Source organism: Mesorhizobium sp. M0306, from assembly GCF_040321655.1.
GTDB lineage: Bacteria > Pseudomonadota > Alphaproteobacteria > Rhizobiales > Rhizobiaceae > Mesorhizobium.
Map to the genome: position 1 here is coordinate 104774 of NZ_JAMYRY010000009.1, position 22733 is coordinate 127506.

General features: G+C 63.5%; 16 protein-coding genes and 2 pseudogenes. 7 read left to right on the forward strand and 11 right to left on the reverse strand.

Features of this window, described 5'->3' with window-relative positions; all coding sequences use genetic code 11:
- Positions 1–181: 181 nt before the first annotated feature.
- The 11 genes and pseudogenes from NKI95_RS15740 to NKI95_RS15790 all read right to left on the reverse strand — a co-directional run bounded on the left by NKI95_RS15740 (position 182) and on the right by NKI95_RS15790 (position 14287).
- Entirely contained in the window at positions 182–1426 is a 1245-nt protein-coding gene (locus NKI95_RS15740) for a VWA domain-containing protein (protein ID WP_352717847.1), read from the reverse strand.
- Positions 1419–3676 (reverse strand): annotated as a pseudogene (locus tag NKI95_RS15745) (DUF5682 family protein). Before NKI95_RS15745 ends, NKI95_RS15740 begins: the two are co-directional and overlap by 8 nt.
- 4 nt (positions 3677–3680) lie before the next feature.
- Positions 3681–4760 (reverse strand): annotated as a pseudogene (locus NKI95_RS15750) (ATP-binding protein).
- A 20-nt stretch (positions 4761–4780) separates the two neighbouring features.
- A complete protein-coding gene (locus tag NKI95_RS15755; RefSeq protein WP_352717848.1) occupies positions 4781–6214 on the reverse strand; it encodes a DUF5691 domain-containing protein in 1434 nt (477 codons plus the stop codon).
- Complete coding sequence (locus NKI95_RS15760) at positions 6211–7611, reverse strand: SWIM zinc finger family protein (RefSeq protein ID WP_352717850.1); 1401 nt, start codon at positions 7609–7611, stop codon at positions 6211–6213. Before NKI95_RS15760 ends, NKI95_RS15755 begins: the two co-directional genes overlap by 4 nt.
- A 192-nt stretch (positions 7612–7803) precedes the next feature.
- On the reverse strand, positions 7804–9084 hold the full coding sequence (locus tag NKI95_RS15765; protein ID WP_352717851.1) for an amylo-alpha-1,6-glucosidase: 1281 nt from the start codon (positions 9082–9084) through the stop codon (positions 7804–7806).
- A gap of 33 nt (positions 9085–9117) precedes the next feature.
- On the reverse strand, positions 9118–10158 hold the full coding sequence (locus NKI95_RS15770; protein ID WP_352717852.1) for an ABC transporter ATP-binding protein: 1041 nt from the start codon (positions 10156–10158) through the stop codon (positions 9118–9120).
- 21 nt (positions 10159–10179) lie between these two features.
- Positions 10180–11022, reverse strand: a complete 843-nt coding sequence (locus NKI95_RS15775) for a carbohydrate ABC transporter permease (protein ID WP_352717854.1) — start codon at positions 11020–11022, stop codon at positions 10180–10182.
- Positions 11019–11864 carry a carbohydrate ABC transporter permease gene (locus tag NKI95_RS15780; protein WP_352717855.1) on the reverse strand — a complete coding sequence of 282 codons (846 nt, stop codon included), beginning with the start codon at positions 11862–11864 and terminating at the stop codon, positions 11019–11021. The genes NKI95_RS15775 and NKI95_RS15780 overlap by 4 nt, the downstream gene beginning before the upstream one ends.
- Before the next feature lie 72 nt (positions 11865–11936).
- The gene (locus NKI95_RS15785) at positions 11937–13205 is read right to left on the reverse strand and encodes an ABC transporter substrate-binding protein (RefSeq protein WP_352717857.1); all 1269 of its coding nucleotides are present in this window, start codon (positions 13203–13205) and stop codon (positions 11937–11939) included.
- Between the two features lie 38 nt (positions 13206–13243).
- Positions 13244–14287: a substrate-binding domain-containing protein gene (locus NKI95_RS15790; protein WP_352717858.1), complete on the reverse strand. Its 1044-nt coding sequence runs from the start codon at positions 14285–14287 to the stop codon at positions 13244–13246.
- 228 nt (positions 14288–14515) lie between these two features.
- Between NKI95_RS15790 and NKI95_RS15795 the strand changes: the two genes are divergently transcribed.
- The 7 genes from NKI95_RS15795 (at position 14516) to NKI95_RS15825 (ending at position 22730) form a co-directional block, all read left to right on the forward strand.
- Positions 14516–15490 carry a sugar-binding transcriptional regulator gene (locus NKI95_RS15795; protein ID WP_352717860.1) on the forward strand — a complete coding sequence of 325 codons (975 nt, stop codon included), beginning with the start codon at positions 14516–14518 and terminating at the stop codon, positions 15488–15490.
- 44 nt (positions 15491–15534) lie between these two features.
- Positions 15535–16980, forward strand: a complete 1446-nt coding sequence (locus NKI95_RS15800; RefSeq protein WP_352717862.1) for an ABC transporter substrate-binding protein — start codon at positions 15535–15537, stop codon at positions 16978–16980.
- 153 nt (positions 16981–17133) lie between these two features.
- Positions 17134–18057, forward strand: a complete 924-nt coding sequence (locus NKI95_RS15805; protein WP_352717864.1) for a carbohydrate ABC transporter permease — start codon at positions 17134–17136, stop codon at positions 18055–18057.
- A gap of 9 nt (positions 18058–18066) precedes the next feature.
- Entirely contained in the window at positions 18067–18924 is an 858-nt protein-coding gene (locus NKI95_RS15810; protein WP_023676025.1) for a carbohydrate ABC transporter permease, read from the forward strand.
- A gap of 4 nt (positions 18925–18928) precedes the next feature.
- Positions 18929–20047, forward strand: coding sequence for an ABC transporter ATP-binding protein (locus NKI95_RS15815; RefSeq protein ID WP_352717866.1), 1119 nt, complete (start codon positions 18929–18931; stop codon positions 20045–20047).
- The gene (locus NKI95_RS15820) at positions 20044–21168 is read left to right on the forward strand and encodes an ABC transporter ATP-binding protein (protein ID WP_352717867.1); all 1125 of its coding nucleotides are present in this window, start codon (positions 20044–20046) and stop codon (positions 21166–21168) included. The genes NKI95_RS15815 and NKI95_RS15820 overlap by 4 nt, the downstream gene beginning before the upstream one ends.
- Positions 21168–22730 (forward strand): FGGY-family carbohydrate kinase, encoded by a 1563-nt coding sequence (locus tag NKI95_RS15825; RefSeq protein ID WP_352717869.1) that lies wholly within the window; start codon positions 21168–21170, stop codon positions 22728–22730. The genes NKI95_RS15820 and NKI95_RS15825 overlap by 1 nt, the downstream gene beginning before the upstream one ends.
- The last annotated feature ends 3 nt before the right edge of the window (positions 22731–22733 follow it).

Consider the following 22733-nt stretch of genomic DNA (forward strand, 5'->3'; position numbering starts at 1 on the left):
ATGCTATTGGCGCGCAGATAGCGATGCGACGCACGCGAAGACCGGCGAGGATTGCAGGAGCGGCTTGACGCGAATTTCGCTGGAAAGAAAAAGTGCGGAAAACCCGCCAAAAATACAGTCAGTTGCTGTCGCCATGCGCCGCTCCTGTAACAGGTCGACCATAGGCGGGGACCGCGTTTTGTCAAACTATGGCAGTTGGTGACGCCTCCGCCTCGGCGCGGACCAGCTTGATATCGGCGGTCGCCGCCCATACTCCGATATCCGCACGGCGCAAGGCCGCAGCCATCATGTCCGGAAACAGATCCGGCGTGCAGGCGAAGACGGGAATACCAACGGCTGCTACCGAGCCTGCCATTGTGGGATCGTAGCCGGGCCGGCCCTGATCAGTCAGCGCCAGAAGCACGACGACATTTACGCCGGATCGAACCAGCGCTGCCAGTCGCCTCAGCAGTTCCTGGCCATCACCGCCTTCATAGAGGTCGGTGATCAGCACCAGATGCGACTTGGTGGGCCGTTCGATACGGTCGGCGCAATAGGCGACCGCCTGATTGATGTCGGTGCCGCCGCCAAGTTGCACGCCGAACAGCACCTCGACGGGATCGCTGAGCTCTTCGGTCAGGTCGACGATCGCCGTATCGAAGCAGACAAGCTTCGTGCGCACAACCGGCAGCGAGGCCATCACCGCCGCGAAGATCGAGGCGTAGACCACCGAGCTTGCCATCGAGCCGGACTGGTCGACGCAGAGAACGACCTCATCCAGATCGACAAGCCGGCGCTGCTTGCGCATGAAGCCGACCAGTTTCTCCGGCACGATGGTCTTGTGCTCGGGTTGATAGTGGCGAAGGTTCGCCGAAATAGTGCGCTGCCAGTCGATATCGCGTGCACGCGGGCGGTTGGTTCGTCTCGATCGATCGAGCGCGCCGCGTATCGCCTCGGCGGTCTTCTGCTCCAGCTTCTGCATCAGCTTGGCGACGATATCGGCAATGATCGTCCGGGCAATGTCCTTGGTCTTGGCCGGCATGACCGAGCGCAGCGAAATCAGGTCGGCGACGAGATTGACGTCCGCCTCGATCGCCTTGAGGAATTCCGGTTCCATCAGCATCTGCTTCAGGTCCAGCCGTTCGAAGGCGTCCTTCTGGACGATCTGGACGACCTGCGCCGGAAAGAAGGAGCGGATGTCGCCCATCCATTGCGCGACGCGCGGCGCCGACCGGCCAAGGCCGCCACGCCGCTTGCGCGGGTCGGCAGAAGCGGCGCTAACGCCGTCGCCGTAGAGAGCGTCGAGTGCCGCCGAAAGCCGTTTGTCGTCGCTGGAAAGTGCCCCAGACGTTTCGTCATCGGCGCCGATCGCCAGTCGCCAGCGGCGCTCCCTTCCGCCATCAGCAGTGAGCGGGCCGGGTTCGTTCATTTCGGCCTCGTCATCCATTGCCGGTTTCTCCGTTGAGCAATGATCCAAGCAGCCCCAGGTGCCGGCGCCATGCCTCGCCGCCATCCGGCGTCGGCGTCAGGCCAGCCGGCAAGCGCGCGGCGCGGCCGAGGACCGCTTCGATCAGCCGGCGGCGTTCCATGCTGTCCAGATTGGAAAAGACGCGGCGCAGCAACGGCAGGTGCGCGATGAAAGCATCTTCGTCCAGGGATCTGAGCCACCCATCGACCGCACTGCGCAGACCCTCGTCATAAATCAGCCGTTGACCGGCTGTGCTGAAGAAGCCTTCGAAGAACCCGGCCGCTTCAGTGACAGGCGTCCCCGGTGACAGGCGTCGCCCGAGCAGCCCGGCAGCGGCTTCGGCGGACAGGCGACCGGCTTCATACAGCAGGTGTGCGGCGCACCCGGCCAGCAGCGCCGTCGACCGTGACGCCTCCAGCACGACCGCCAGCCCGTTGCGCCACCCATCCAGTACGTCTTGGCCGGGTTCGACCAGCCTGATCGCCTCATTGGCCTTGCGCATCGCACCAACCAGTGTCGCGGCGGCCTGCTCGTCCAGATCGCGCGCAGCATAGGGAAGCGCGATCGCACCTTCGACGATCAGCCGCTCCATGAGGCCGGACAGCCGGTCCGTCTGCGTTTTGCGGGCCTCGCCGTAGCGGATGATTTCGGCGAGCGGCGGCACCGACGCCAGGATCTCCAGGCATTCACTGCTGCGCGCCGCGCGTGCCTCCAACGCCGTGAGGCCGGCAGTAGATGCTTCCGACAAGTTTGCCGTGATGGCGCTCTGGACCAGTCCCGCAAGCGTATCGAGCGTCGCCGCAGCATTGATCATCTGGATCAGGCGACCGTTGGCAGCCTTTTCGATGATCGGACCGTAAATCAGGTTCTCGACCAGACGAACGGCATATTCCGGTTCCCACGCTAGGGTCCACCGCTCGCGGAAGGTGCCACGGCTGCGACCGGCATCGGTCAGTCTGCCCCAATGCACACCGAGCACGTTCAGCCGATGCAGCAATGTCGAGCGGAACAGCCCGCTTTCGCTTCGCAGGTCGACCGACAGTTCCCGTTCAGCGCCTCAGGCTTCAGGCGCGCCGCCCTCTGGTTACGCTGGAGATCCTCGATCAGCGGCGCCAGCGGTGTGTCGGGCGGAATTTCCCCGACGTCCGAACCCAGAAGCAGCTCGGCCTCAACCAGCCTCCACAGCAACGCTTCGCCGTTGAAGAGGGCCGCAATCGCGGCGTCGCGCAATTCCTCAAACCCGGGTTTCGGCCGCTCGCGAATGGCGGCAAGCGTCCGGGCGAGCCGCTCCGCTTCGATCAGCGAGGCGGTCGAGATCAGGTGACCCTTCGCCCGCAGCACGGCGGCGATCGTCGCAAGCCACAGGGTCGCCACATCGCGCCGGCCGCGCGTGCGCCAGAGATGCTTACACCAGCCCGGTGCGACGACGCCCGCGCCATAGCCGTATCCCAGCGCCAGGCGCGGTCCCGTCCACGGTGCCCATGTCATTGTGGTCTTGCGCCGCGCAATTCCCTTGATCAAGACCTGATCGTTTTTTTGAGTGTGGGTGGTCTGCAGCGCCGGCACATGCCATGCCCCGCAGACGACGGCGATCGGCCCGTCGAACTCCTTGCGCGCCGCGGCGATTTCGAGCCGCATATGCGCCTCGCGTTTTGCTTCGAGCTGCGCGATCGGACCCTCGCCATCCCGCAGTGTCGTCATCGCATCGGCGATGGCGGCAAATATGGGGCCGGGTTCCGGGTTCTGTTCAATGATGTCCGACCACCAGCTTTCTCCATCCTCATAACCGGCGGCGTGCGCCAGCATGGCTATCGGATCACGCGGTAGCGGAGCCGCGTCACCATTCTCGGGGGCTTGGATAGCTTCGGTCGCATCGGCGTCCTCCGCGCCACCGATCGCAGCAGTGGTGAACCGTGCCGATGACGGCAGGTCGATAAACTGCAACGTCGCCTTATTGCCCACAGCCCAAAGCACCGCCTGGTATTCGGGCGAGAACTCGGCGAAAGGCCAGAAGCTTGTCGAAGCCGGATCCTCCTCCGGATAGCAAAGGAGCGCCACCGGCGGCTGCATTTCGGGGCGGGCCAGCATGGGCAGAAGCTCAGAGGCGTCGATCGGCCCCTCGATCAGCACGGCGACCGGGTTCAAATCCTGCAGTGCCTGCACCAGGCTGTCGGCGGAACCCGGCCCGTGATGGCGTATCCCGAAATAGGCAATGTCGCCGTGGCCCATGGCGTCAGATCGCTGCGTTCAGCGCCGCGTAATAGCCGGCATAGTCGGGCCGCTTCTTGAGCACCGTTTCCAGATATTCCTCCAGCACCACCTTGTCCTGCACCGGATCCTTCACGATCGCGCCGACAAGGCTGGCGGCGAGACCTTCGGCGCCGAGCTTGCCACTGTCGAACCACGCCGCCTGGCTGAGCCCGCCAACCATCGTGGCGATCGCTTCTGCGGTCGACAGCGAGCCGGAAGGCGTCTTCAGCGTCACCTTGCCGTCGGCAGTCGCGCCGGAGCGCAATTCGCGGAAGATGGTCAGCACACGGGCGATCTCCTCGCCGACGTTTTTCGGCACCGGCAGGTCGAGTCCGCCAGCCATCTCGTCGACCCGTTTGGAGACGATCGCCACCTCTTCGGCCATGTCTTCCGGCAATGGCAGCACCACGACATTGAAGCGACGCTTGAGCGCCGAGGAGAGCTCGTTGACACCTTTGTCGCGGTTGTTTGCCGTGGCGATAATGTTGAAGCCGCGCTGGGCGTAGATCGAGGTGTTCAATTCCGGGATCGGCATCATCTTTTCGGAAAGCACGGTGATCAGCGTGTCCTGCACGTCCGAGCCCATGCGGGTCAGTTCCTCCAGCCGGCAGAGCTTGGCGTTCTACATGGCTCGGTAGAGCGGCGTCGGCACCAACGCTTCCTGGCTCGGGCCCTTTGCCAGTAGCTGCGCATAGTTCCAGCCATAGCGGATCTGGTTCTCGTCGGTGCCGGCCGTGCACTGCACGATCAGCGTCGAGTCGCCCATGATGGCGGCGGCAAGATGTTCCGACACCCAGGACTTGGCGGTTCCGGGAACGCCGAGCAGCAAGAGTGCTCGGTCGGTGGCGAGCGTCGCTACCGCGGTTTCCATCAACCGGCGGCGACCGACATATTTTGGCGTTACCAAGGTGCCGTCACCGGCCTTCCCGCCTGGCAGATAGGTCAGCACAGCCTGTGGCGACAGGCTCCAGCCGGCAGGCCTCTGCCGATCGTCATCGCGCGCCAGCGCCTGCAATTCCGAAGCGTAGGCCTGCTCGACCGGGAGGCGGATGGCTGCGTTCATTTTGCTGTTCTCCGGATTGGTCATGTGTTGGTTCCAGGCCCCGCCAGTGATGTGTTGAGACGTAGAAGCCCGAGTGAAGGAGCCGCGGGCGGCACGCCCGCCGCGGCCATGTCGTCGATCAATTTCGCTGCCGTGGTCGCGGTGGCAAGGAAGCCGATCGTCTCCAGTACATCGTCGAGACCCCGCCGCGCGGCGTCGTCTTTTCCGCCGGCGGCGGAACGCAGTGCGGCGAGCGCCTGTCCATTCGTCAGGTCGTCCCATTCCAACCAGTCGGCATCGATGCCTTCCGCCAGGTTGATCATGCCAAGATAAGTCGTCTCCTTGAGGATCAGCCTGATGAGGACACGCTTTCTGCGGCTGTCCAGGCGGGGAATGAGGTGAAGCACGAACAGTGCCGGTTTGCCGCCTTCGGCGATAAGCGTATCCGCCATCTGCGTAAGGGCGGCTTCGCTCCCTGAGGCGGCGACCATTCGTGCGATCAGGATGTCGGCTTTATTGTCGGCGCCGAATTGCCAGCCTCCTATGAATTCGGCTTCCGTAGTGTTGAACCGTTCGGTAAGGTCGACGAGGTTGCATATCTCGAACAGTTCGGCGCGGCGTTGCTCCTGCGCTTGGGATTTTAGTTTTGCCGGAGTGTAGATCGTCCGGCGGCGGATGAAGCCCGATCTGCCTTCAGTGATAAGGGCGGCGAGCTCGGCTACGGGATCGTCCGGTCCACCGTCGCTCGGGCGAACGTGCTCTCCTAATCTTGCCAGCAGCCGGCCAGCCAGTTCGCGCACCTTGCCGGACCTGTCGACGGAAAGGCTTTTCAGGAAAGGCGCGTCCTCGGCACTCAGGCCGAAGCGCATAAGCTCGACCAGCGCAAGCCTGACTTCCGCCGGTTCGCCCGACGCCTTGGCTTCGATCAACATTCGAGCCGATGTCGGGTCGGTACGGCGCATATCGGCAAGGGCCAAGCGTCGCGCGGCGGGATAGAACTCATCCCAGTTTTCCGCCGTCAGTTTCTCTCGTGGGGCATGTCTTTCCCCGTCCACGCTTGCTTGCCAGTCTACCCATGGTGCGTAGACGTCAGGACAGGTCTGATCCGAGGGCATCCAGTCCATGGGATGGAGCACAAAGCCGCGGCTGGCGACGAGCGCCGCCACGCGTGTCTTTCGCCTCGCGTCGGCGGCGTGCTTCAGAGCGGCTCTCAACAACGGGCGAAATCGTGCCGGCAGAATGGGCAGGACAAGTCTGGGCAGCGGCGGACGACGATTGAGTGTCGTCGGCGCGGCCGGCCGCAGCGCGACGTCGAGCGCTTGTGCTGCGATTGCCAGGAGCCGGCGCTCCTGTTCGTCGGGACTTGCACTGCCGGCGATTGCCTTCCATCCGGCCGGAGCCAGATCGAACGTAGCACCGCCGGTGATCCAGCAATCGCGCATTGCCGCCAGGCCTGTTTGCTCGCTTTCGTTCACGCCAGATCAAGCCTCCCAAACTCGCTTTGCGCCGCCAGAAGCTCAAGCCGGGCGCCGTTCCAGAGCGCTGCCGTGGCCGCAAGGTCGAGGCCGAGCAAGGTTTGATCTACCGCGCCGGCGATCGGCAAGGCGATCTCCTGCGGTTCATCCTCCGCCTGCCACCATGCCATGCCCCGATCGTCGAGCAGGATAGCGCCGGGCGGCAGCATGAGGGGACAATCGGCGATCCAGGGCGCGGCGTCCTGATGGGAAGCATGCGTGGCGAGCGGATCCTTCGCGGTGCCAAAAGCAAAATCGGGCCACGCGCCGGGCGCAACTTCCCCCATGCGCTCCGCCACCAGGGCGCGGAGCGGCATGCGTGATGGATAAAACACCAGTCGGGCATTGAAACGGTCGCCTGGTGCAAAAGCGTTGGACCGGCGCCCGGCCGAAGCCGGGAAAAAGTCGAGCAGCACGGCAAATTGCGGGGTGGCGCTCTTCAAATCGAGCAGCCAGGTCGAATGGCTGACCAGACCATCGCGGCGGCTCTCGATCTTCTCGCCGAGAACTTCCCAGAGGCTTTCAACCTGTCTTGCATCCGGACTGCTGAGAACCTGTTCGCGGGGTTCAGACGTCGATACGAGGCGCTTCAGCTCGGGGTCGTCGGGCGCCGCCCGCCACGCCTTTGCCAGCAGCACGAGCTTGCCGAGCTCGCGGATTGCCGCATCAGACCGTTCCTCGCTGCGCAGCCCCATCAGCCGCGACGGAATCTCGTCGATACGGCCGGCGAGCGCGGCTGCCTTCATATCGACCAGCCGCGCAGCAATCCGCCGGCAACGGTCGCTGCTGGCGTCGACAAACCCGGACAGACCGAGCCGTAACTGGTCGGCAATCCACTGGTCAAGCTCATCGAGCCCAGCCGACACTGCTTCTCGTGTGCTTTCCGCCCGCTTGCGCTGCGCCGCCTCGCGACGCTCCAGCGCCGCGATATCTTCAACGGCGGTGCTCTCGTCTGCTTGTGCGGCTTCGCCGATGCGCTTGGCTTCCGCGCCGGGTACCGGTTGCGCCGGCTGTGGCGTTGTCTTCCTGCGTCGGCCAAGCCAGTCATTCACCCATTCCGGCGTGGTATTGGCAGCGGCAAAACTGGCTGGCGCGGTGGCAGCAATCCACATCAGGGCCAGCGTGTGCTTGCATGGGAATTTGCGCGAGGGACAGGTGCATTTGTAGCCGTGATCGCCCGTGTCGACCACCACTCGATAAGGATTGGAGCCGGAGCCCTGGCATTCGCCCCAGATGAGCGCCTGCTGCTCATGCTTTTCGAGCCGCGGCCAGTTCGTTCGTTTGGTGAGCTTGGAGGCGGCGCTCAGCGACGCCTGATCGGGAGCAAGCGCCTCAATGGTTTTCAGATCGAATTCCAAGCCGCGTTTCTCCCCGCCCCGACGCAGTATAGATAGCGGTTTGTGAAGAATTATTATAGCTCTGGCATGGTGAAGATCGGCATGCCTTGGCCCTGTTTTGACGGGCCAGGACATGCCTCAGACGCAAATGGTGTCGACTGTTATTCGGCAGACAGAACGGGCTTTGATAGCCGGCGGCCTAGGCGGAAGCGTTCAGGCTCTGCCCTTCAGGAACTCGATCACCATTGCCGCGGTCCAGGTGAAGCGGCTGCCGCCGAGCGGCTCGCCGCTAAGGGGATCGTAATATTCGGCAAAACCGCTCTCGGCGATCAGCTCGAGACTGGATTGCGTGATCCGTTGTGCGATTTGGCTGTGGCCGGCGGCAGCAAGGCCGTCGGCGATCATGTAGTTGACCACCAGCCAGACCGGGCCGCGCCAATAGCGCTTGGCATCGAAGCGGGGATCATCGAGCTCATGCGAGGGGACGATGTAACGCGCTTTGCCAGCGATGCGCTCGATCGTTGCAGCGATGGCCGCTGCCCGGCTTTCCGGAATGGCCGAAAACACCGGCAGAATGCCGCCGACCGATGCGCTGTCAACGTGCTTTCCGGCCACTCGGTCGAAACAAATGTACTGGCCATGCGCGTCGCTCCACAGCCGTTCTATTGCTGAAAGCCCCTTTTCGGCACGGGCGCGGTTGGCCTTGGCGATTTCGGTTTCGCCAAGTGCCTCGGCGAGATCGGCAAGATCGGCGGCGGAACGGATCAGGATGGCGTTGAAGCCGGGATCGACGACCTGGAATGGCGAGGCGTCGTGCAGCCGGGCGTTGTCCCAACCAAGCCCGCGGAAATGCTGCAGCAGCCAGATATAGCGGTCATACTGTGCCTCGGTTGGACGATGCGCCGGATCGGCGTGCAGGATGTCGCGGCGGGTGTAGGGCTCGACGCCTTCGGTCGGCACGCGCTCCAACGCCTCGTCCCAGTCGATCGAGTTGTCGCGGCCGGACTCCCATGGGTGGATTATGGCGACCAGCCCTTCGCCATTCGGGTCGCGATGTTCGTAGAACCAGCGGTGCCAGGCATCGATTTTCGGCAACAGCGCACGGGCGCGCTCGGCCGCCAGGGTCTTGTCCTTGGCCCGGTCGAACAGACGGCGCACGGCAAAGCCGGCGACCGCCGGCTGGGTGATGCCCGACGTGGCGGTCGGGCGGTCCGTTCGCCAGACCTCCGGCCCGGGGAAATAGCCATCGCTCCAGACATGGAAGACGATGTGCGGTACCATGCCGTCCGGCCACTGGTGGGCGAACAGCGTGTCGATCTCGGTCCAGGCCCGAGCCTCATCGTAGTGGGCAAGACCGAGCGCGGTCAGGCAGGAATCCCAGTTCCATTGGAACGGGTAGAGGCCCTTGGTCGGTATGGTGTAGGTGCCTTGGTCGTTTTCCCTGAGCACCTCGACGGCGCGGGCGATGGTTTCGTCGACAGCAAGAGATATCATCGGGGCGTTCGTACTTTCAGGATCGAAGGTGGATCAAAGGGCGTTGGTGGTTTCGGGATCGAACCAGCGGATGCGGTCGGGTTTGGGCAAGAGCCGCAGGTGATCGCCGACAGCGACCGTGACATTCGATTCGAGGATGGCGCGGAACAGGCCGCCCTCGACATCGCAGGTGACCAGCGTGTGCGGTCCGAGCGGCTCGACAACGCGCACGGTGGCGTGCAGCCCTTCGGTGCCGGCGTCGACATCCTCGGGGCGAATGGCGAATTCTATCGTCGGCTTGTCGGATTTGGGGCCAGGCAGCGCCAGCCCGGCGACGGTCCAACTGCCGTCTGCCGCCTTGGTCGCCGGGATGAAATTCATCGGCGGGTTGCCGATGAAGGAGCCGACGAAGCGGGCCGCTGGATTGCGGTAGACCTCTACCGGCGAGGCGGCCTGGACGATACGGCCCTGGTGCATGACGGCGATGCGATCGGCGAGGCTCATCGCCTCGACCTGGTCATGGGTAACGTAGATGGTGGTGGTCTTGGACGCAGCGAGCACGCCCTTGAGTTCGGCGCGCATTTCGAGCCGCAGCAGCGCGTCGAGGTTCGACAGCGGCTCGTCCATCAGGATCACGTCAGGTTCCATCGCGAGCGCCCGAGCGACTGCCACGCGCTGGCGCTGGCCGCCGGAAAGCTGGCCCGAATAGCGCTTCAAAAGCTGCTCGATGTGCATGAGCTCCGCGGTGCGGTTGACGCGCCCCTCGACCTCCTGCTGCGGCAGCTTCTTCATCCGCAGGCCGAAGGCGATGTTCTCGAACACGGTCAGGTGCGGAAACACGGCGTAATTCTGGAACACCATGGCGATGCCGCGCTCGCGCGGCGGCAGATGGTCGACGCGACGGCCGCCGATCCAGACCTCGCCCTGGCTTGGCGTTTCCAGCCCGGCGACGATCCTCAGCAGCGTGGTCTTGCCGCAGCCCGAGGCGCCAAGCAGCACCATGAATTCCTGGTCGGCGATGGTCAGGTCGATCGAATGCAGCGCGGTGAAGCCACCGAAACGTTTTGCGACCTGCTTGATGGCGATCTCAGCCATCGGCGTTCTCTTTTGTGCGCGTCATCGGTTGGCGATCCCCCACATGGCGAACAGATATTTGCGAACGGCGAAGATGAAGATCAGCGCCGGGATGACCAGTGCCGCGCCACCGGCGAATTTGAGGTAGAGCGGCGATTCGCCGAGGCTCTGAAGCAGGAAGGCGGTCAGCGTCCGGTTCTCGATGGTGAGCACGGCGGCGGCAAACACCTCGTTCCAGGAGATGGTGAAGGCAAATACCGCCGACGCCGCGATGCCCGGCAGCGCCAGCGGTAGAATGATTTTTCGGAATGCCTGCAATCTCGTGCAGCCGAGCGTCCAGGCCGCTTCCTCCAGCTCAACTGGAATGCCGGAGAAGAGCGAGAAAGTGATCAGCACCGCGAATGGCAGCGCCAGCGTGGTGTGGACCAGCGCCAGCCCGATCGCGGTATCGTCGAGGCCGGTGCGGATGAACATCACCGCCAGCGGTAGCGCCAGCAGCGGCAGCGGGAAGGCGCGGGTCATCAGCACAAGGAAACGGAACGTTTCCTTGCCTGGGAATTCGAACCGCGACAGCGCGTAGCCGGCGGGTGCGCCGAAGCCGATCGAGAGGAGCATCGTCAGCGTGGCGACGAGGACGGAGTTCCACAGCGCCTTGGCGACACCGGCGAAATTGATGAAGAAAGAAAGGCTGCCGAAATCGAATGACGGGAAGAAGCGCTTGGGAAAGGCGGTCACCTCTTCCGGCGACGACAGCGTGTTGACGATCAACAGATAGATCGGCAGCAGCACCCAGACGCAAAGCAGGATGACGGTTGCGACCAGCAACCAGTTGCCCGCTTTGCGGGCCTCAGGCGCGGCGATCGAGAGCTCCGCGACGGTGCTCATATGCGAGCCTCCTTCGGCACACGCAGCACCCGCAGGAAGAACAGCGTGAAGCCGATCGAGATGGCGAGGATGAACAGCGCCATGGCGGCGGCGACATTGTGGTCCTGCAGCGTGAACTGCCAATTGTAGGTCTCGCCCATCAGCACCGGCAGATTGGTGCCGCCGAGTGCTGCAACCACGGCAAAGACCTCAAAGGCAAGGATGACGCGCAGGATGATCGCCGTCTGCAGGCTTGGGCGCAACAGAGGCAGCGTGATCTTGATGAAGCGCTTCCACGGGCTAGCGCCGAAGACCTCGGCTGCCTCGTAATATTCCCGGGGGATCAGCCCCATGCCGGCGACCAGAATGACCATCATGATGGCGGTCGCGCGCCAGATCTCGGCCAGCGCCACGGCAATGAAGATCGTCAGCTTGCTCTGGTAGCCGAGGAACATGACCGGCCTGTCGACGACGCCGAGATTGGAGAGCAAGGTGTTGAGGAAGCCGGACTGGTCGAAGATGGCGAGCCAGATCAGCCCGGCGGCGAGATCGGAGATGCCGAGCGGAATAGCGAAGATGTAAAGCGCGGCGCTGCGCCCGGTTTCAAGCCGCGACACCACCGTTGCCATCAGCAGCGCCATGACCAGCTGGATGGGCACGACGACGGCGCTCAACAGCAGCGTGTTGCGGACCGTGACCGGGAATTTCCAGCTGCCCGCCATGGTGCGGAAATTGTCGAGCGTAAAGCTGCCGTCGCGGGTGAACGCCTCGAAGGCGACCAACACGAACGGGTAGAGGAAAAAGACGCAGAGGAACAGCGTCGCCGGCATCAGCAGCAGATAGGGCAGGGCCTTGCCGTGCATGGAGCGTTCTCTGTTCGGCGTTTGAAAGGGTGGGCGCCCGGCGCGCTAGGTCCGGACGCCCGGGGAGGATTCTTAATCGACCGGGCAGGCGCCTAGCGAGGGTTTGTCGGGCGCCCAGCACGGCGCTTTCGCCTGGTCGATGATCGCCTTCAGCGCCGTCGCCTGTTCGTCGAGCACGCCGTGCACATCCTCGCCGCCGAGCACGATGCGCTCGAAGCTGTCGGTGTAGATCTGATTGAACTTGCCGCCGAGGCCGCCAAGTCCCATTGGCAGCAGCGCCGGCAGCGCATCCGGGGCACCGGTCATGGTGGCGATCACTGGGCTGAAGGCCTTTACCGAGGCCGGCATGTCGTCGGGCAGCTTGACGTCGACGATGGGGAAGAAGTTTGTCGCCTTCAGCGTCGCGATCTGGGTTTCCGGTTTCAGCATATAGGCGACCAGCGCCTTGGCCTCGTCCATGTCAGGCGAGGTCTTCGGGATAGCGACGCCGGCCACCACCGGCATGTAGCCGCGGCCTGCCGGGCCAGCCGGCGCCGGGAAGGCGACGAAGTCATCGGGTTTCTGGTTGAAGGCGTCGGCGAGGCGCGCGACGTGATCGAATGCCACCCAGACTTCGCCGGTTAGCAGCGGCTCCTGCATGAAGGCATAGTTGGTCGAATTCGGGTTGGTGTATTGCCACAATTCCTTGAACTTGTTCCACGCCGTCTCGGCCTCCGCCGAGCGGAACTTGGTCACCATCGAGCCGGTATACGATGGAAGGAGAAAACCCTCGAAGAAACGGTGCTTCAGCCCTTTCGGGCCGGCCGGAAAGCCGAATTTGGGTGAGCCGGTCTTCTCTGCGATGTTTTTCGCCCACTCGATGAGCTGGTCATAGGTGATGGTGTTGAGATCGGCGCCGGCCGGCAGGTATTGCAGCGCCTGCTTGTTGGCCGCCATCAGAAAGGTGGCCTGCATCCATGGCAGGTACTTCTGCTCTCCGGTGCCGAGCATGCCGAGCTTCTTGTAGGTCTCGTTGACCTTGACGCCACCGAGATCGACGCCAGAGAGATCGACAAGGTTCGCGCCGACGGTGGAGAAGTCTCCGTGCAGGCCGCCGAGCACGCCTATGGTGCCGGAGCCGGCCTGCAGTTCGGCCTGAAGGCGGGTGAGCCAGGGCCCGTCCTCGGCGACCTGATAGTCAACCTGGCCGTCAAACCCCTTCAGCACCTCACCGCGCATTTTTTGCGTCTCTTCCACAGGTCGCGCCTGTGTCGACCAGAACAACACCTGCTGGGCTTGTGCTGCGCCGGCAGCGAGCGACAGCGCCAGCACGGCGCCTGCCAATATCCTCAAAGCATTCATCGTCATCTTCCTCCCTGGGTTGCGCCGCGAAGCGGACATCAGTTCTGTCCTGTGGGTACCGAGCCATGGCTTGCTCGCGAGACAAGTGTCGGCCGGACCAGCCGGGTCAGTGGCGCGTCCGGCTTGTTGCGGATGACGGTCAGCAGCATCTCGCCGATCTCGCGCGCGCACTGCCGGATCGAAGCGTCGAAAGTGGTCAACCCCGGCGGGGCATAGGCTGAGGCGGCTATGTTGTCGAAGCCGATCACCGAAAGGTCGCGAGGAACGGCAAGTCCGGCGCGCCCCGCCTCTTCCATCACCGTCAGCGCCAGCTCGTCGAACAGCGCGATAATCGCCGTCGGCCGCTCGGTGGCGTGCAGAAGCCGGTTGATTGCCTGGATGCGGGCACCGCGATCGAAACGCGGCGCCGTCGCCACATAGAGCCTGACGGACGGATCGCCCCGGCGCGCAATCGCGGCAGCGAGCCCGTCCTGTCTGAGATGGCGAAACGTCATCGGCTCGGAAATCGTCACCAGGCCGAAATGGCGGTGTCCGAGATCGTAGAGCATGTCGAAGGCCTCGCCGAAAGCATGTGCGCCATCAGTATCGAGCCAATGGTAGGCAAAGTCGCCGTCGAGCAGCCGGCCATGCGCGACGAACGGGAAATTGCGTCGGCGCAGATAAGCAAGCCGCTCGTCGACCTCGGCGATGCGGGTGACGACGACCCCATCGGCGCGTCCGGATTCGACGACATGGCGAAGCACGGAAAGTTCCGACTGGCCCTGCGCCGCTGCGGCCAGAATCAGGTCGGACCCGTGCGAAACCAACCCTTCGCCGAGCCCGGTGACGAATTCGCCGAGGAAGGAATCGACCAGATTGGGGCCGCGGATCGGCAGCACCATGCCGACAAAACCGCTGCGGCCGGAGACCAGCGTGCGGGCTGCCGTGTTCGGCACATAGCCGGCCTGGCGCGCGGCCTCGGCGACACGTTGGCGCGTTCTCAAGGCGATCTGCTCGTGGCCGGCAAGCGCGCGCGAAACGGTGGTAATCGACAGGTCGAGCTGCGCAGCAAGTTCCTTGAGGGTGGTAACGCGGGTCGGCATCGTTTCCTCCCGAACGAAGTTTGAAACGTTTGTAATCAGTCCAGGTCAAATTGCAAACGTTTTAAATGCGCGCAAGCGGTATTTGATTCTTGCCCGTTGATCCGCTTGGCCCTTGTTCGACCAAGCCAGCAAGCTCCCGGATGGAGATTTAAACGCAGCGGTTGCTTGACTCGGGCGACGCCTTGTGAAAAATTTTGCAACAACTGATAAAAATATCAAAGGGCGGAAATGGTTGGTTTTGGCAACGGCCTGCTGCGCGATGATGAGACCGGGATGGCAGCCCGTGCCGCCTGGCTTCATTATGCTGGCGGCCTGACCCAGTCCGAGGTCGCCAAGCGGCTCGGCCTGACCAGCCTCAAGGCGCATCGCCTCATCACCAAGGCCAATCAGGAAGGCCTGGTCAAAGTCTACATCGACGGCGAAGTCTCCGAATGCGTGGAGCTCGAGGACGAATTGTCCGGCCGGTACGGCCTCGACTATTGCGAGGTGGTTCCGGACTTCGATGCCGAAGACCTGCCGCTCAAGGCGCTCGGCATCGCCGGCGCGCAGTTTCTCAAGCGCGAGATCGAACGCGGCGAAGAGGCGCTGATCGGCGTCGGCCACGGCCGCACGCTTGCCGCCTGCGTGGAATATCTGCCGCGCATATCGGCCGGCAGGATCCGTTTCGTCTCGCTGCTTGGCGGCCTGACGCGCAAGTTCTCGGCCAATCCGCATGACGTCATCCACCGCGTCGCCGAGCGGACTGGTGCGGAGGCCTATGTGATGCCCGTACCGATGTTCGCCAACACGGTCGAGGATCGAACCGTGTTGCTCGGGCAGAAAGGCGTCAGCGATGTCTTCGACCTCGCCAAGTCCGCCGACTTGCTCATCGCCGGCATCGGAACTGCCGAGCGTGAGGCCTCGCTTGTCGCAACCGGCATGATCGAGAAGGGCGAAATGGAGGAAATCCGCAGCAATGGCGGCGTCGGCGAACTGCTCGGCCATTTCTTCGACGATGCCGGAAAGGCTGTTGCGACGACGCTTTCCGACCGGGCGCTGGCACTGGCGCGCGAAGACATCAGCAACCGCAGGATTGTCGCCGTTGCCGGCGGCAAGGTGAAGGTTCGCGCCATCAAGTCAGTGCTGGAGGGCCGCTATCTCAAAGGCCTGATAACCGACGAGCGGACGGCGCGATCGCTCGTGGAACAGACGCCGGTCGGGTAGCCGGCAACCATTTCGTTGAAACTACCCTGTGGAGGAGAAGAGAAATGCATGAGAAAGAGAAAGACCTCATCGACGCGTTCCTGCGTGGACAAGTCGACCGCCGTGGGCTGATCAAGGGCCTCGGTGCAATGGGCCTTGCCGCCAGCACCGCCGGCACCCTGCTCAACCTCGGGCAGACCCGCGCCCTGGCGGCTGATTTCGACTGGCAGGCCCATAAGGGCAAGACCATCAAGCTGCTGCTCAACAAGCATCCCTACGCCGATGCGATGATTGCCGACCTCGACAACTTCAAGCAGCTGACCGGCATGGAAGTCGTCTACGACGTATTTCCGGAAGACGTCTATTTCGACAAGGTCACCGCGGCACTGTCGGCCAGCTCACCCGAATACGATGCCTTCATGACCGGCGCCTACATGACCTGGACCTACGGTCCGGCCGGCTGGATCACCGACCTCAACGAATGGATCAAGGATCCGGCTAAGACCAACCCGAAATATGCCTGGGACGACTTCCTGCCTGGCGTCAGGAGTTCTTGCGCCTGGAACGGGCAGCCCGGCGGCGTGCTCGGGTCGGAAGACGCCAAGCAATGGTGCATTCCGTGGGGCTTCGAGCAGAACAACATCACCTACAACAAGGGCATGTTCGACAAAGTCGGCGTCAGCGTTCCCGGCAATATGGATGAGATGGTAGCTACGGCAGCGAAGCTCACCAAGGACGTCGGTGGCGGTGTCTACGGCATCGGCGTGCGCGGCTCGCGCTCCTGGGCGACGATCCACCCAGGCTTCCTGTCGGCTTACGCCAATTTCGACCAGAAGGACCTGAACGTCTCGGCCGACGGCAAATTGTCGGCCGCGATGAGCACCGCCGAATCCAAGGCTTTCCACAAACAGTGGGTCCAGATGATCCAGGAGAGCGGCCCCAAGGACTGGTCGACCTACACCTGGTACCAAGTCGGTACCGATCTCGGTGCCGGCGCCTCGGCGATGATTTTCGACGCCGATATCCTCGGCTACTTCATGAATGGCGGCGACAACAAAATGGCCGGCAAGCTCGCCTTTTCCGCTTTCAAGGCCAATCCCGCCGCCAAGGCACCGACGCCCAACATCTGGATCTGGTCGCTGTCGATGTCCAATTTCTCGAAGGACAAGGACGCCACCTGGTACTTCATGCAATGGGCATCCGGACCCGAGCACGGTCTGTTCGGTGCGACCAAGATGGACTTCGTCAATCCGGTCCGTCAGTCGGTCTGGAAGGACGAGATGTTCCGCGACAAACTGAACAAGAGCTATCCGGGCTATGTCGAGATGTTCGACGTCTCGGCACCGGGCGCCAGCATCAAGTTCACTCCGCAGCCGCTGTTCTTCGATCTCACCACCGAATGGGCGGCGACGCTGCAGAAGATGGTGGCCAAGGAAGTGCCGGTCGACGAGGGCCTCGACAAGTTGGCCGAGAGCATCAACGGCCAGCTCAAGGAAGCCGGGCTCGGCTAAGCCGCGGCCAGGGCTGGCCCGTCCCGCGGGCCAGCCTTTAGGATGTGACACGTTTGCGAAGCGGTGCCGAGCGGTACCGCCTGCTCGCCCGACCGGCCGCCTTGCTCCCTTGGGCGGCCGGGACGGCGAAGCAACAGGATGACGGAGCAGCAGATGACTGCGGCGACAACACAAAGAAACAGGCCGTCGGGCTTCAGGATCAGCAAGCGGGTGCTGCCCTATCTCCTCAGCTTGCCGGCCCTGCTGGTCTGCATCGGCATCCTGATCCCGTTCTTCACATCGGTGGTCTATTCTTTCCAGCGCTACCGATTGAGCCAGCCTTGGGCGCGGCAGTTCAACTGGGGCGACAACTACATCTCGTTCTTCACTGACCCGAAGTTCTGGAACACGCTGCAGGTGTCGCTGCTCTACGCCGGCATCACCGTCGTGCTCGAGCTGCTTCTCGGTCTCGGCATCGCCATGCTGCTACAAAAGCGCTCGACGCTGAACAACTTTATCTCGATCATGCTGTTGATGCCGCTGATGACCGCGCCGGCGCTCGCCGCGCTGATGTGGAAGCTGATGACCAATCCCGGCTTTGGCGTGCTCAGCTATCTCGCCAGCCTGATCGGGCTGCAGGATTTCCGCTGGGCCTCGTCTCCGTCCACGGCACTGCTCACCGTCGTGCTTGTCGACATCTGGGTCTACACGCCGTTCATCATGATCCTGCTGCTTGCCGGCCTGCGCAGCCTGCCCACGCAGCCATTCGAGGCGGCAGCACTCGACGGCGTGCCGAGGAGCTTCGTTTTCTTCCGCATCACCCTGCCGATGCTGACCCCCTATATCCTGACGGCGACATTGTTCCGCCTGCTCGATTCCATCCAGCAGTTTGACATCATCTATGCCATGACGCAGGGCGGTCCGGGCGATACGCTGACCGTGTTCCAGGTTGAGGCTTATCTCAACTTCTTCCAGTCGACCAATGTCGGCCGCTCGGCGGCGCTGATGATCATTCTGTGGGCGATCACCTATTTCCTCTCGAATATTTTCATCAAGAACTGGCTGCGGCTGCGCGAACGCGCCCGCGGACAGGCATAGGAGGCTGGCATGGAACACACCTCCCTTCTCGAACGCATCCTGCGCGGCATTGCCTTGGCGCTGGTCGTGATCTTCTTCATGTTCCCGATCGTCTGGATCCTGATGATGTCGTTCCAGACCAACGAGACAATCCTGCGGATTCCGCCGCAGCTTGTCTTCGAGCCGACGCTCGCCAACTACACTGCCTTGATCACCGGCAAGCTGATGACGGCAGCCGGCACGCTCGATATCGCCTTCATGCGCAATCTGTGGAATTCCGTCTTTCTGTCGGTCACCTCGGTTGCCGTCGCGTTGCTGCTCGGCGTTCCCGCGGCCTACGCCTTTGCGCGGCACAAATTCCGCGGCTCGGAGGACATTGCCTTCACGCTCCTGTCGTTCCGGTTCGCGCCGGCGCTGCTGGTGCTCCTGCCGCTCACCCTCTATTTCCAGAAGCTCGGGCTGGCCAACACCTATATCGGGCTGATCTGGGTCTACCAGCTGATCTGCCTGCCGTTGATCCTGTGGATCGTGCGCGGTTATTTCGAGGATATCCCCGCCGATATCGAATACGCCTACCGCATTGCCGGACATTCCTGGTTTGCCACCTTTCGCAAGATCGCGCTGCCGCTCGCCGGTCCGGGAATCGCCGCTGCCGGTCTGCTCGCCTTCATCTTTGCCTGGAACAATTTCGTTTTTGCATTGGTGCTCGCCTCGGCCGACAAGCAGCCGGTGACGGTCGGCGCGCTCGCCTTCATCACGTCCTCGGGCATCCAGTACGGCCAGATCTCGGCGGCGATCGTGCTGTCGATCACGCCGACGCTGGCGCTCGCGCTCTATGCGCAACGCTATCTCGTCGAAGGCTTGTCGCTTGGCGCGGTGAAAGGATAGTCCGATGGCAAGCCTCGAACTGCGAAACATCGTCAAGCGCTATAAAAGCCAGACCGTTCTCGACAATCTGTCGTTGACCGTCGCCGACGGCGAAACGCTGGTCCTGTTCGGACCGTCCGGCGCCGGCAAGACCGTGCTGCTGCGGCTGGTCGCCGGCGTCATCGACCCCGACGAGGGAAAGATCCTCATCGGCGGCGAGGACATGACCGATCTCGACGCCGAGTTCCGTGGCGTCGGCATGGCATTCCAGAACTTCGCGCTGTTCCCGCATATGACGGCGTTCGATAACATCGCGACGCCGCTGCAGGCGAAGCACTCATCGCAGGGCACGATCAAGGCCGGCGTCGAGAGCGTCGCCAAGTTGTTGAAAATCGGCCATGTGCTCAGCCACAAGCCGCGGGCGCTGTCCAACGGCCAGAAGCAACGCACCGCGCTTGCCCGCGCGCTGGTCGGCTCGCCGCCGCTTCTCCTGCTCGACGATCCCTTGCGCAACGTCGATGCCAAATTGCGCTTCGAAATGCGCCTCGAACTGCCAAGGCTGCTCGCCGATCGCGGCGCGACCGTCATCTACGTCACCCAGGACTACAAGGAAGCGATGGCGCTCGGCGACCGCATCGCGGTGATGTCGCAGGGCGTCGTCAAACAGCTCGGCACGCCCGAGCAGATCTATCGCGAGCCGGCCAATGTCGAGATTGCCCGGCTGTTCGGCGACCCGACGATCAACCTTCTGGACGTCAAGCCGTCGCGGGACGCCAAGGGCATCTATGTCGGCCTGTCCAACGTCCAGGTCCATCTTGCCGGCGCTCATGAGGCGGTGGTCGGCCGCGACTGCGTGATCGGTTTGCGGCCGGAGGCACTGGCCTTTGTCGATGAAGGCACGCCCGGCGCCATCCCGGTGACGGTCGAGGCTGAGACGCCGCTCAACGAGAAGATCGTCACGCTGGTGCGAACCGTGCGCGGCCGTGAAATCCTGGTCTCGCGTCCGTCCGGGACGCCGGGCCAATCCGAAGGCCGGGCGCATATCGCCGTCGATAGCAAAAGCGCCGTGCTGTTCGATCGGGCAAGCGGCGAGCGTATCGGCTCGAAGAATGTCGTCAATTTGCGCAGTGGAGAAGCGGCATGAGCCCGACCGCAATCACCATTTCGGGCGTCGACAAGTTCTACGGTCCGATCGACCGCGGCGTACACGCCGTCAAGAACCTGACGATGGAAATCGCCAAGGGCGAGATCGTGGCGCTGCTCGGCTCGTCCGGCTGCGGCAAGACCTCGACATTGCGCATGATCGCAGGCTTCGAAGAGGTCTCGCGCGGCACCATCGCGGTTGCCGGCCGCAAAGTGCACACGTTGCCGCCGGTCAGGCGCAACGTCGCAATGGCCTTCGAGGGCTATTCGCTCTACCCGCCGCTGACCGTGCGTGAGAACATCGCCTTCGCCCTCAAGGCCGCCAGGCTGGCGAAGAGTGCGGTCGATGCAAAGGTTGCCAACATCGCCAAGCTTCTCGAGATCGAGGACATTCTCGAGCGCTATCCGAGCTCGATCTCCGGCGGCCAGCAGCAGCGCGCCAGCCTCGGCCGGGCGCTGATCCGCGAGGCCGACCTGCATCTGCTGGACGAGCCGATGGGCCAGCTCGAGCCGCAGCTTCGCGCCGTGCTGCGCGGCCGCATCAAGCATTTCATCAAGGAGCGCGGCCTGACCGCGATCCTGGTCACGCACGACCAGACTGAGGCCAACGCGCTTGCCGACCGCATCGCCGTCATGGAGGGCGGCGTGCTGCAGCAGTTCGACACGCCTGACAGGCTCAAGGAGCGGCCGGCAAACCTGTTTACCGGCACATTCGTCGGCGAGCCGCCGATGAATGTCTTCGAGGCCTATGTCGGCACAGCTGACGGCAAGATCAATCTCAAGCTGCCCGACGGGCTTTCGCTCGACTACGACAAGGATGCGTTCAGCGGCCCGGTTCGCGACGAATTGCTCAACCGGCAGCGCGTCGTCATCGGCGTCAGGCCCTATGCGGTCCGCCGCTCGAAGGATGGTGTGCCGGCGACGGTTTCGGCCAATCAATGGCTCGGCGACCAGACCCATATCGCCGCCGATTTCGCCGGCGGTTCGCTGGTCCTGGTCGAACATGACCGAACCCGCTTGGAGCTTGGCGCGCCGATCAAGATCAGCATCGATCCGAAAAACCTTCACGTCTTCGATCAGGCGAGCGGCAATGCCATTTCGCACGGCACGGAGCTTGCTTGATGCAGGATGTGCTGATCGGCATCGACGCCGGCACGTCTGTCATAAAATCCGTCGCCTTCGACACGGCGGGCAGGCAGATCGCGTCCGCCGCGCTGCCCAATAAATACGAGACACTGCCGGGCGGCGGCGCCGAGCAGGACCTGACGCGCACCTGGGCCGATACCGCGACGACCTTGCGCCAGCTCGCCGACAAGGTGCCGAACCTAGCCAGCCGGACCATTGCCGTTGCCGTGACCGGCCAAGGCGACGGCACCTGGCTGATCGACAAGGATGGTGAGCCGGTAGCCAAGGGCTGGCTGTGGCTCGACGCGCGCGCTGCTGCGGTCGTCGAGGAGATCCGCGCGCGGCCAGAGGACCGGCTGCGCTTCGAAAAGACCGGCAGCGGGCTCGCTGCCTGCCAGCAGGGATCGCAGTTCGTCTTCATGAAGCGCCACATGCCCGCGATGCTTGCCAATGCAGCGACGGCCTTCCACTGCAAGGACTGGCTCTATTTCAAGTTGACCGGTCACCGTGCCACCGACCCGTCCGAGGGCACCTTTACCTTCGGCGACTTCCGCACGCGCGGCTATTCAGATGATGTGCTCGAGGTACTCGGCGTCACCGATCTCAGGCATCTACTGCCGCCCATCGTCGATGGCACCAGGCAAAGCACCTCGCTGTCGGTAGCAGCAGCCGATGCGACCGGCCTGCTCGCCGGCACACCGGTCGTTCTGGCCTATGTCGATGTCGCCTGCACGGCGCTCGGCGCCGGCCTGTTCGATCGCGAGCGCAAGCCGGGATGCTCGATCATCGGCTCTACCGGAATGCATATGCGGCTTGCCGAAACGCCGGACGAGGTTCTGCTCAACGAGGCTGCAACCGGCTACACGATGACGATGCCGGCACCGGGCGTCTTTGCGCAGATGCAGTCGAACATGGCGGCAACGCTCAATATCGACTGGGTCCTTGGCCTCGCCTCCGGCATTCTCGCCTCGCAAGGTATCACGCGGACCAATGGCGAGATGATCGCGCTGGTCGACCAGTGGATATCGTCGTCCGAGCCAGGCTCGCTGCTCTACCAGCCCTATGTCTCGGAGGCCGGCGAGCGCGGGCCGTTCGTCGATGCCAATGCCAGGGCCGGCTTCGTTGGCATTTCGTCCAGGCACGGCTATGCCGACATGGTCCGCGCGGTGTTCGAGGGGCTGGCTTTCGCGGCACGCGATTGCTACGCCGCGATGGGGCCGCTGCCCAAGGAAATCCGCCTGACCGGCGGAGCGGCCAGGAGCCCGGCTCTGCGCAAGATCCTGGGTGCTGCGGTCGGCGCGGACATTCGCACCAGCGAGCGCGAGGAGGCCGGCGCTGCGGGCGCTGCAATGATTGCTGCGGTCTGCGTCGGCCAGTACGTATCGATGGACGATTGCGTCAGTGAATGGGTCACGCCTTTGCTCCGTGCGGCCGAGCCCAGCGACCGGAAACTTGCCGCCGCCTATGAGGCGATTGCTCCGTCCTACGCATTGGCGCATGAGGCGCTGCGGCCGGTCTGGCGTTCGATGGCCGCATCCAGACAAACTGACGTGAATTGAGAA

Excerpts from the sequence above, each read along its gene's own strand:
- NKI95_RS15820 (WP_352717867.1), top strand. The coding sequence starts at position 20,044 with ATGAGCCCGACCGCAATCACCATTTCGGGCGTCGACAAGTTCTACGGT.
- NKI95_RS15805 (WP_352717864.1), top strand. The coding sequence starts at position 17,134 with ATGACTGCGGCGACAACACAAAGAAACAGGCCGTCGGGCTTCAGGATC.
- NKI95_RS15795 (WP_352717860.1), top strand. The coding sequence starts at position 14,516 with ATGGTTGGTTTTGGCAACGGCCTGCTGCGCGATGATGAGACCGGGATG.
- NKI95_RS15825 (WP_352717869.1), top strand. The coding sequence starts at position 21,168 with ATGCAGGATGTGCTGATCGGCATCGACGCCGGCACGTCTGTCATAAAA.
- NKI95_RS15770 (WP_352717852.1), bottom strand. The coding sequence starts at position 10,158 with ATGGCTGAGATCGCCATCAAGCAGGTCGCAAAACGTTTCGGTGGCTTC.
- NKI95_RS15765 (WP_352717851.1), bottom strand. The coding sequence starts at position 9,084 with ATGATATCTCTTGCTGTCGACGAAACCATCGCCCGCGCCGTCGAGGTG.
- NKI95_RS15740 (WP_352717847.1), bottom strand. The coding sequence starts at position 1,426 with ATGGATGACGAGGCCGAAATGAACGAACCCGGCCCGCTCACTGCTGAT.
- NKI95_RS15775 (WP_352717854.1), bottom strand. The coding sequence starts at position 11,022 with ATGAGCACCGTCGCGGAGCTCTCGATCGCCGCGCCTGAGGCCCGCAAA.
- NKI95_RS15810 (WP_023676025.1), top strand. The coding sequence starts at position 18,067 with ATGGAACACACCTCCCTTCTCGAACGCATCCTGCGCGGCATTGCCTTG.
- NKI95_RS15790 (WP_352717858.1), bottom strand. The coding sequence starts at position 14,287 with ATGCCGACCCGCGTTACCACCCTCAAGGAACTTGCTGCGCAGCTCGAC.
- NKI95_RS15785 (WP_352717857.1), bottom strand. The coding sequence starts at position 13,205 with ATGAATGCTTTGAGGATATTGGCAGGCGCCGTGCTGGCGCTGTCGCTC.
- NKI95_RS15800 (WP_352717862.1), top strand. The coding sequence starts at position 15,535 with ATGCATGAGAAAGAGAAAGACCTCATCGACGCGTTCCTGCGTGGACAA.
- NKI95_RS15780 (WP_352717855.1), bottom strand. The coding sequence starts at position 11,864 with ATGCACGGCAAGGCCCTGCCCTATCTGCTGCTGATGCCGGCGACGCTG.
- NKI95_RS15815 (WP_352717866.1), top strand. The coding sequence starts at position 18,929 with ATGGCAAGCCTCGAACTGCGAAACATCGTCAAGCGCTATAAAAGCCAG.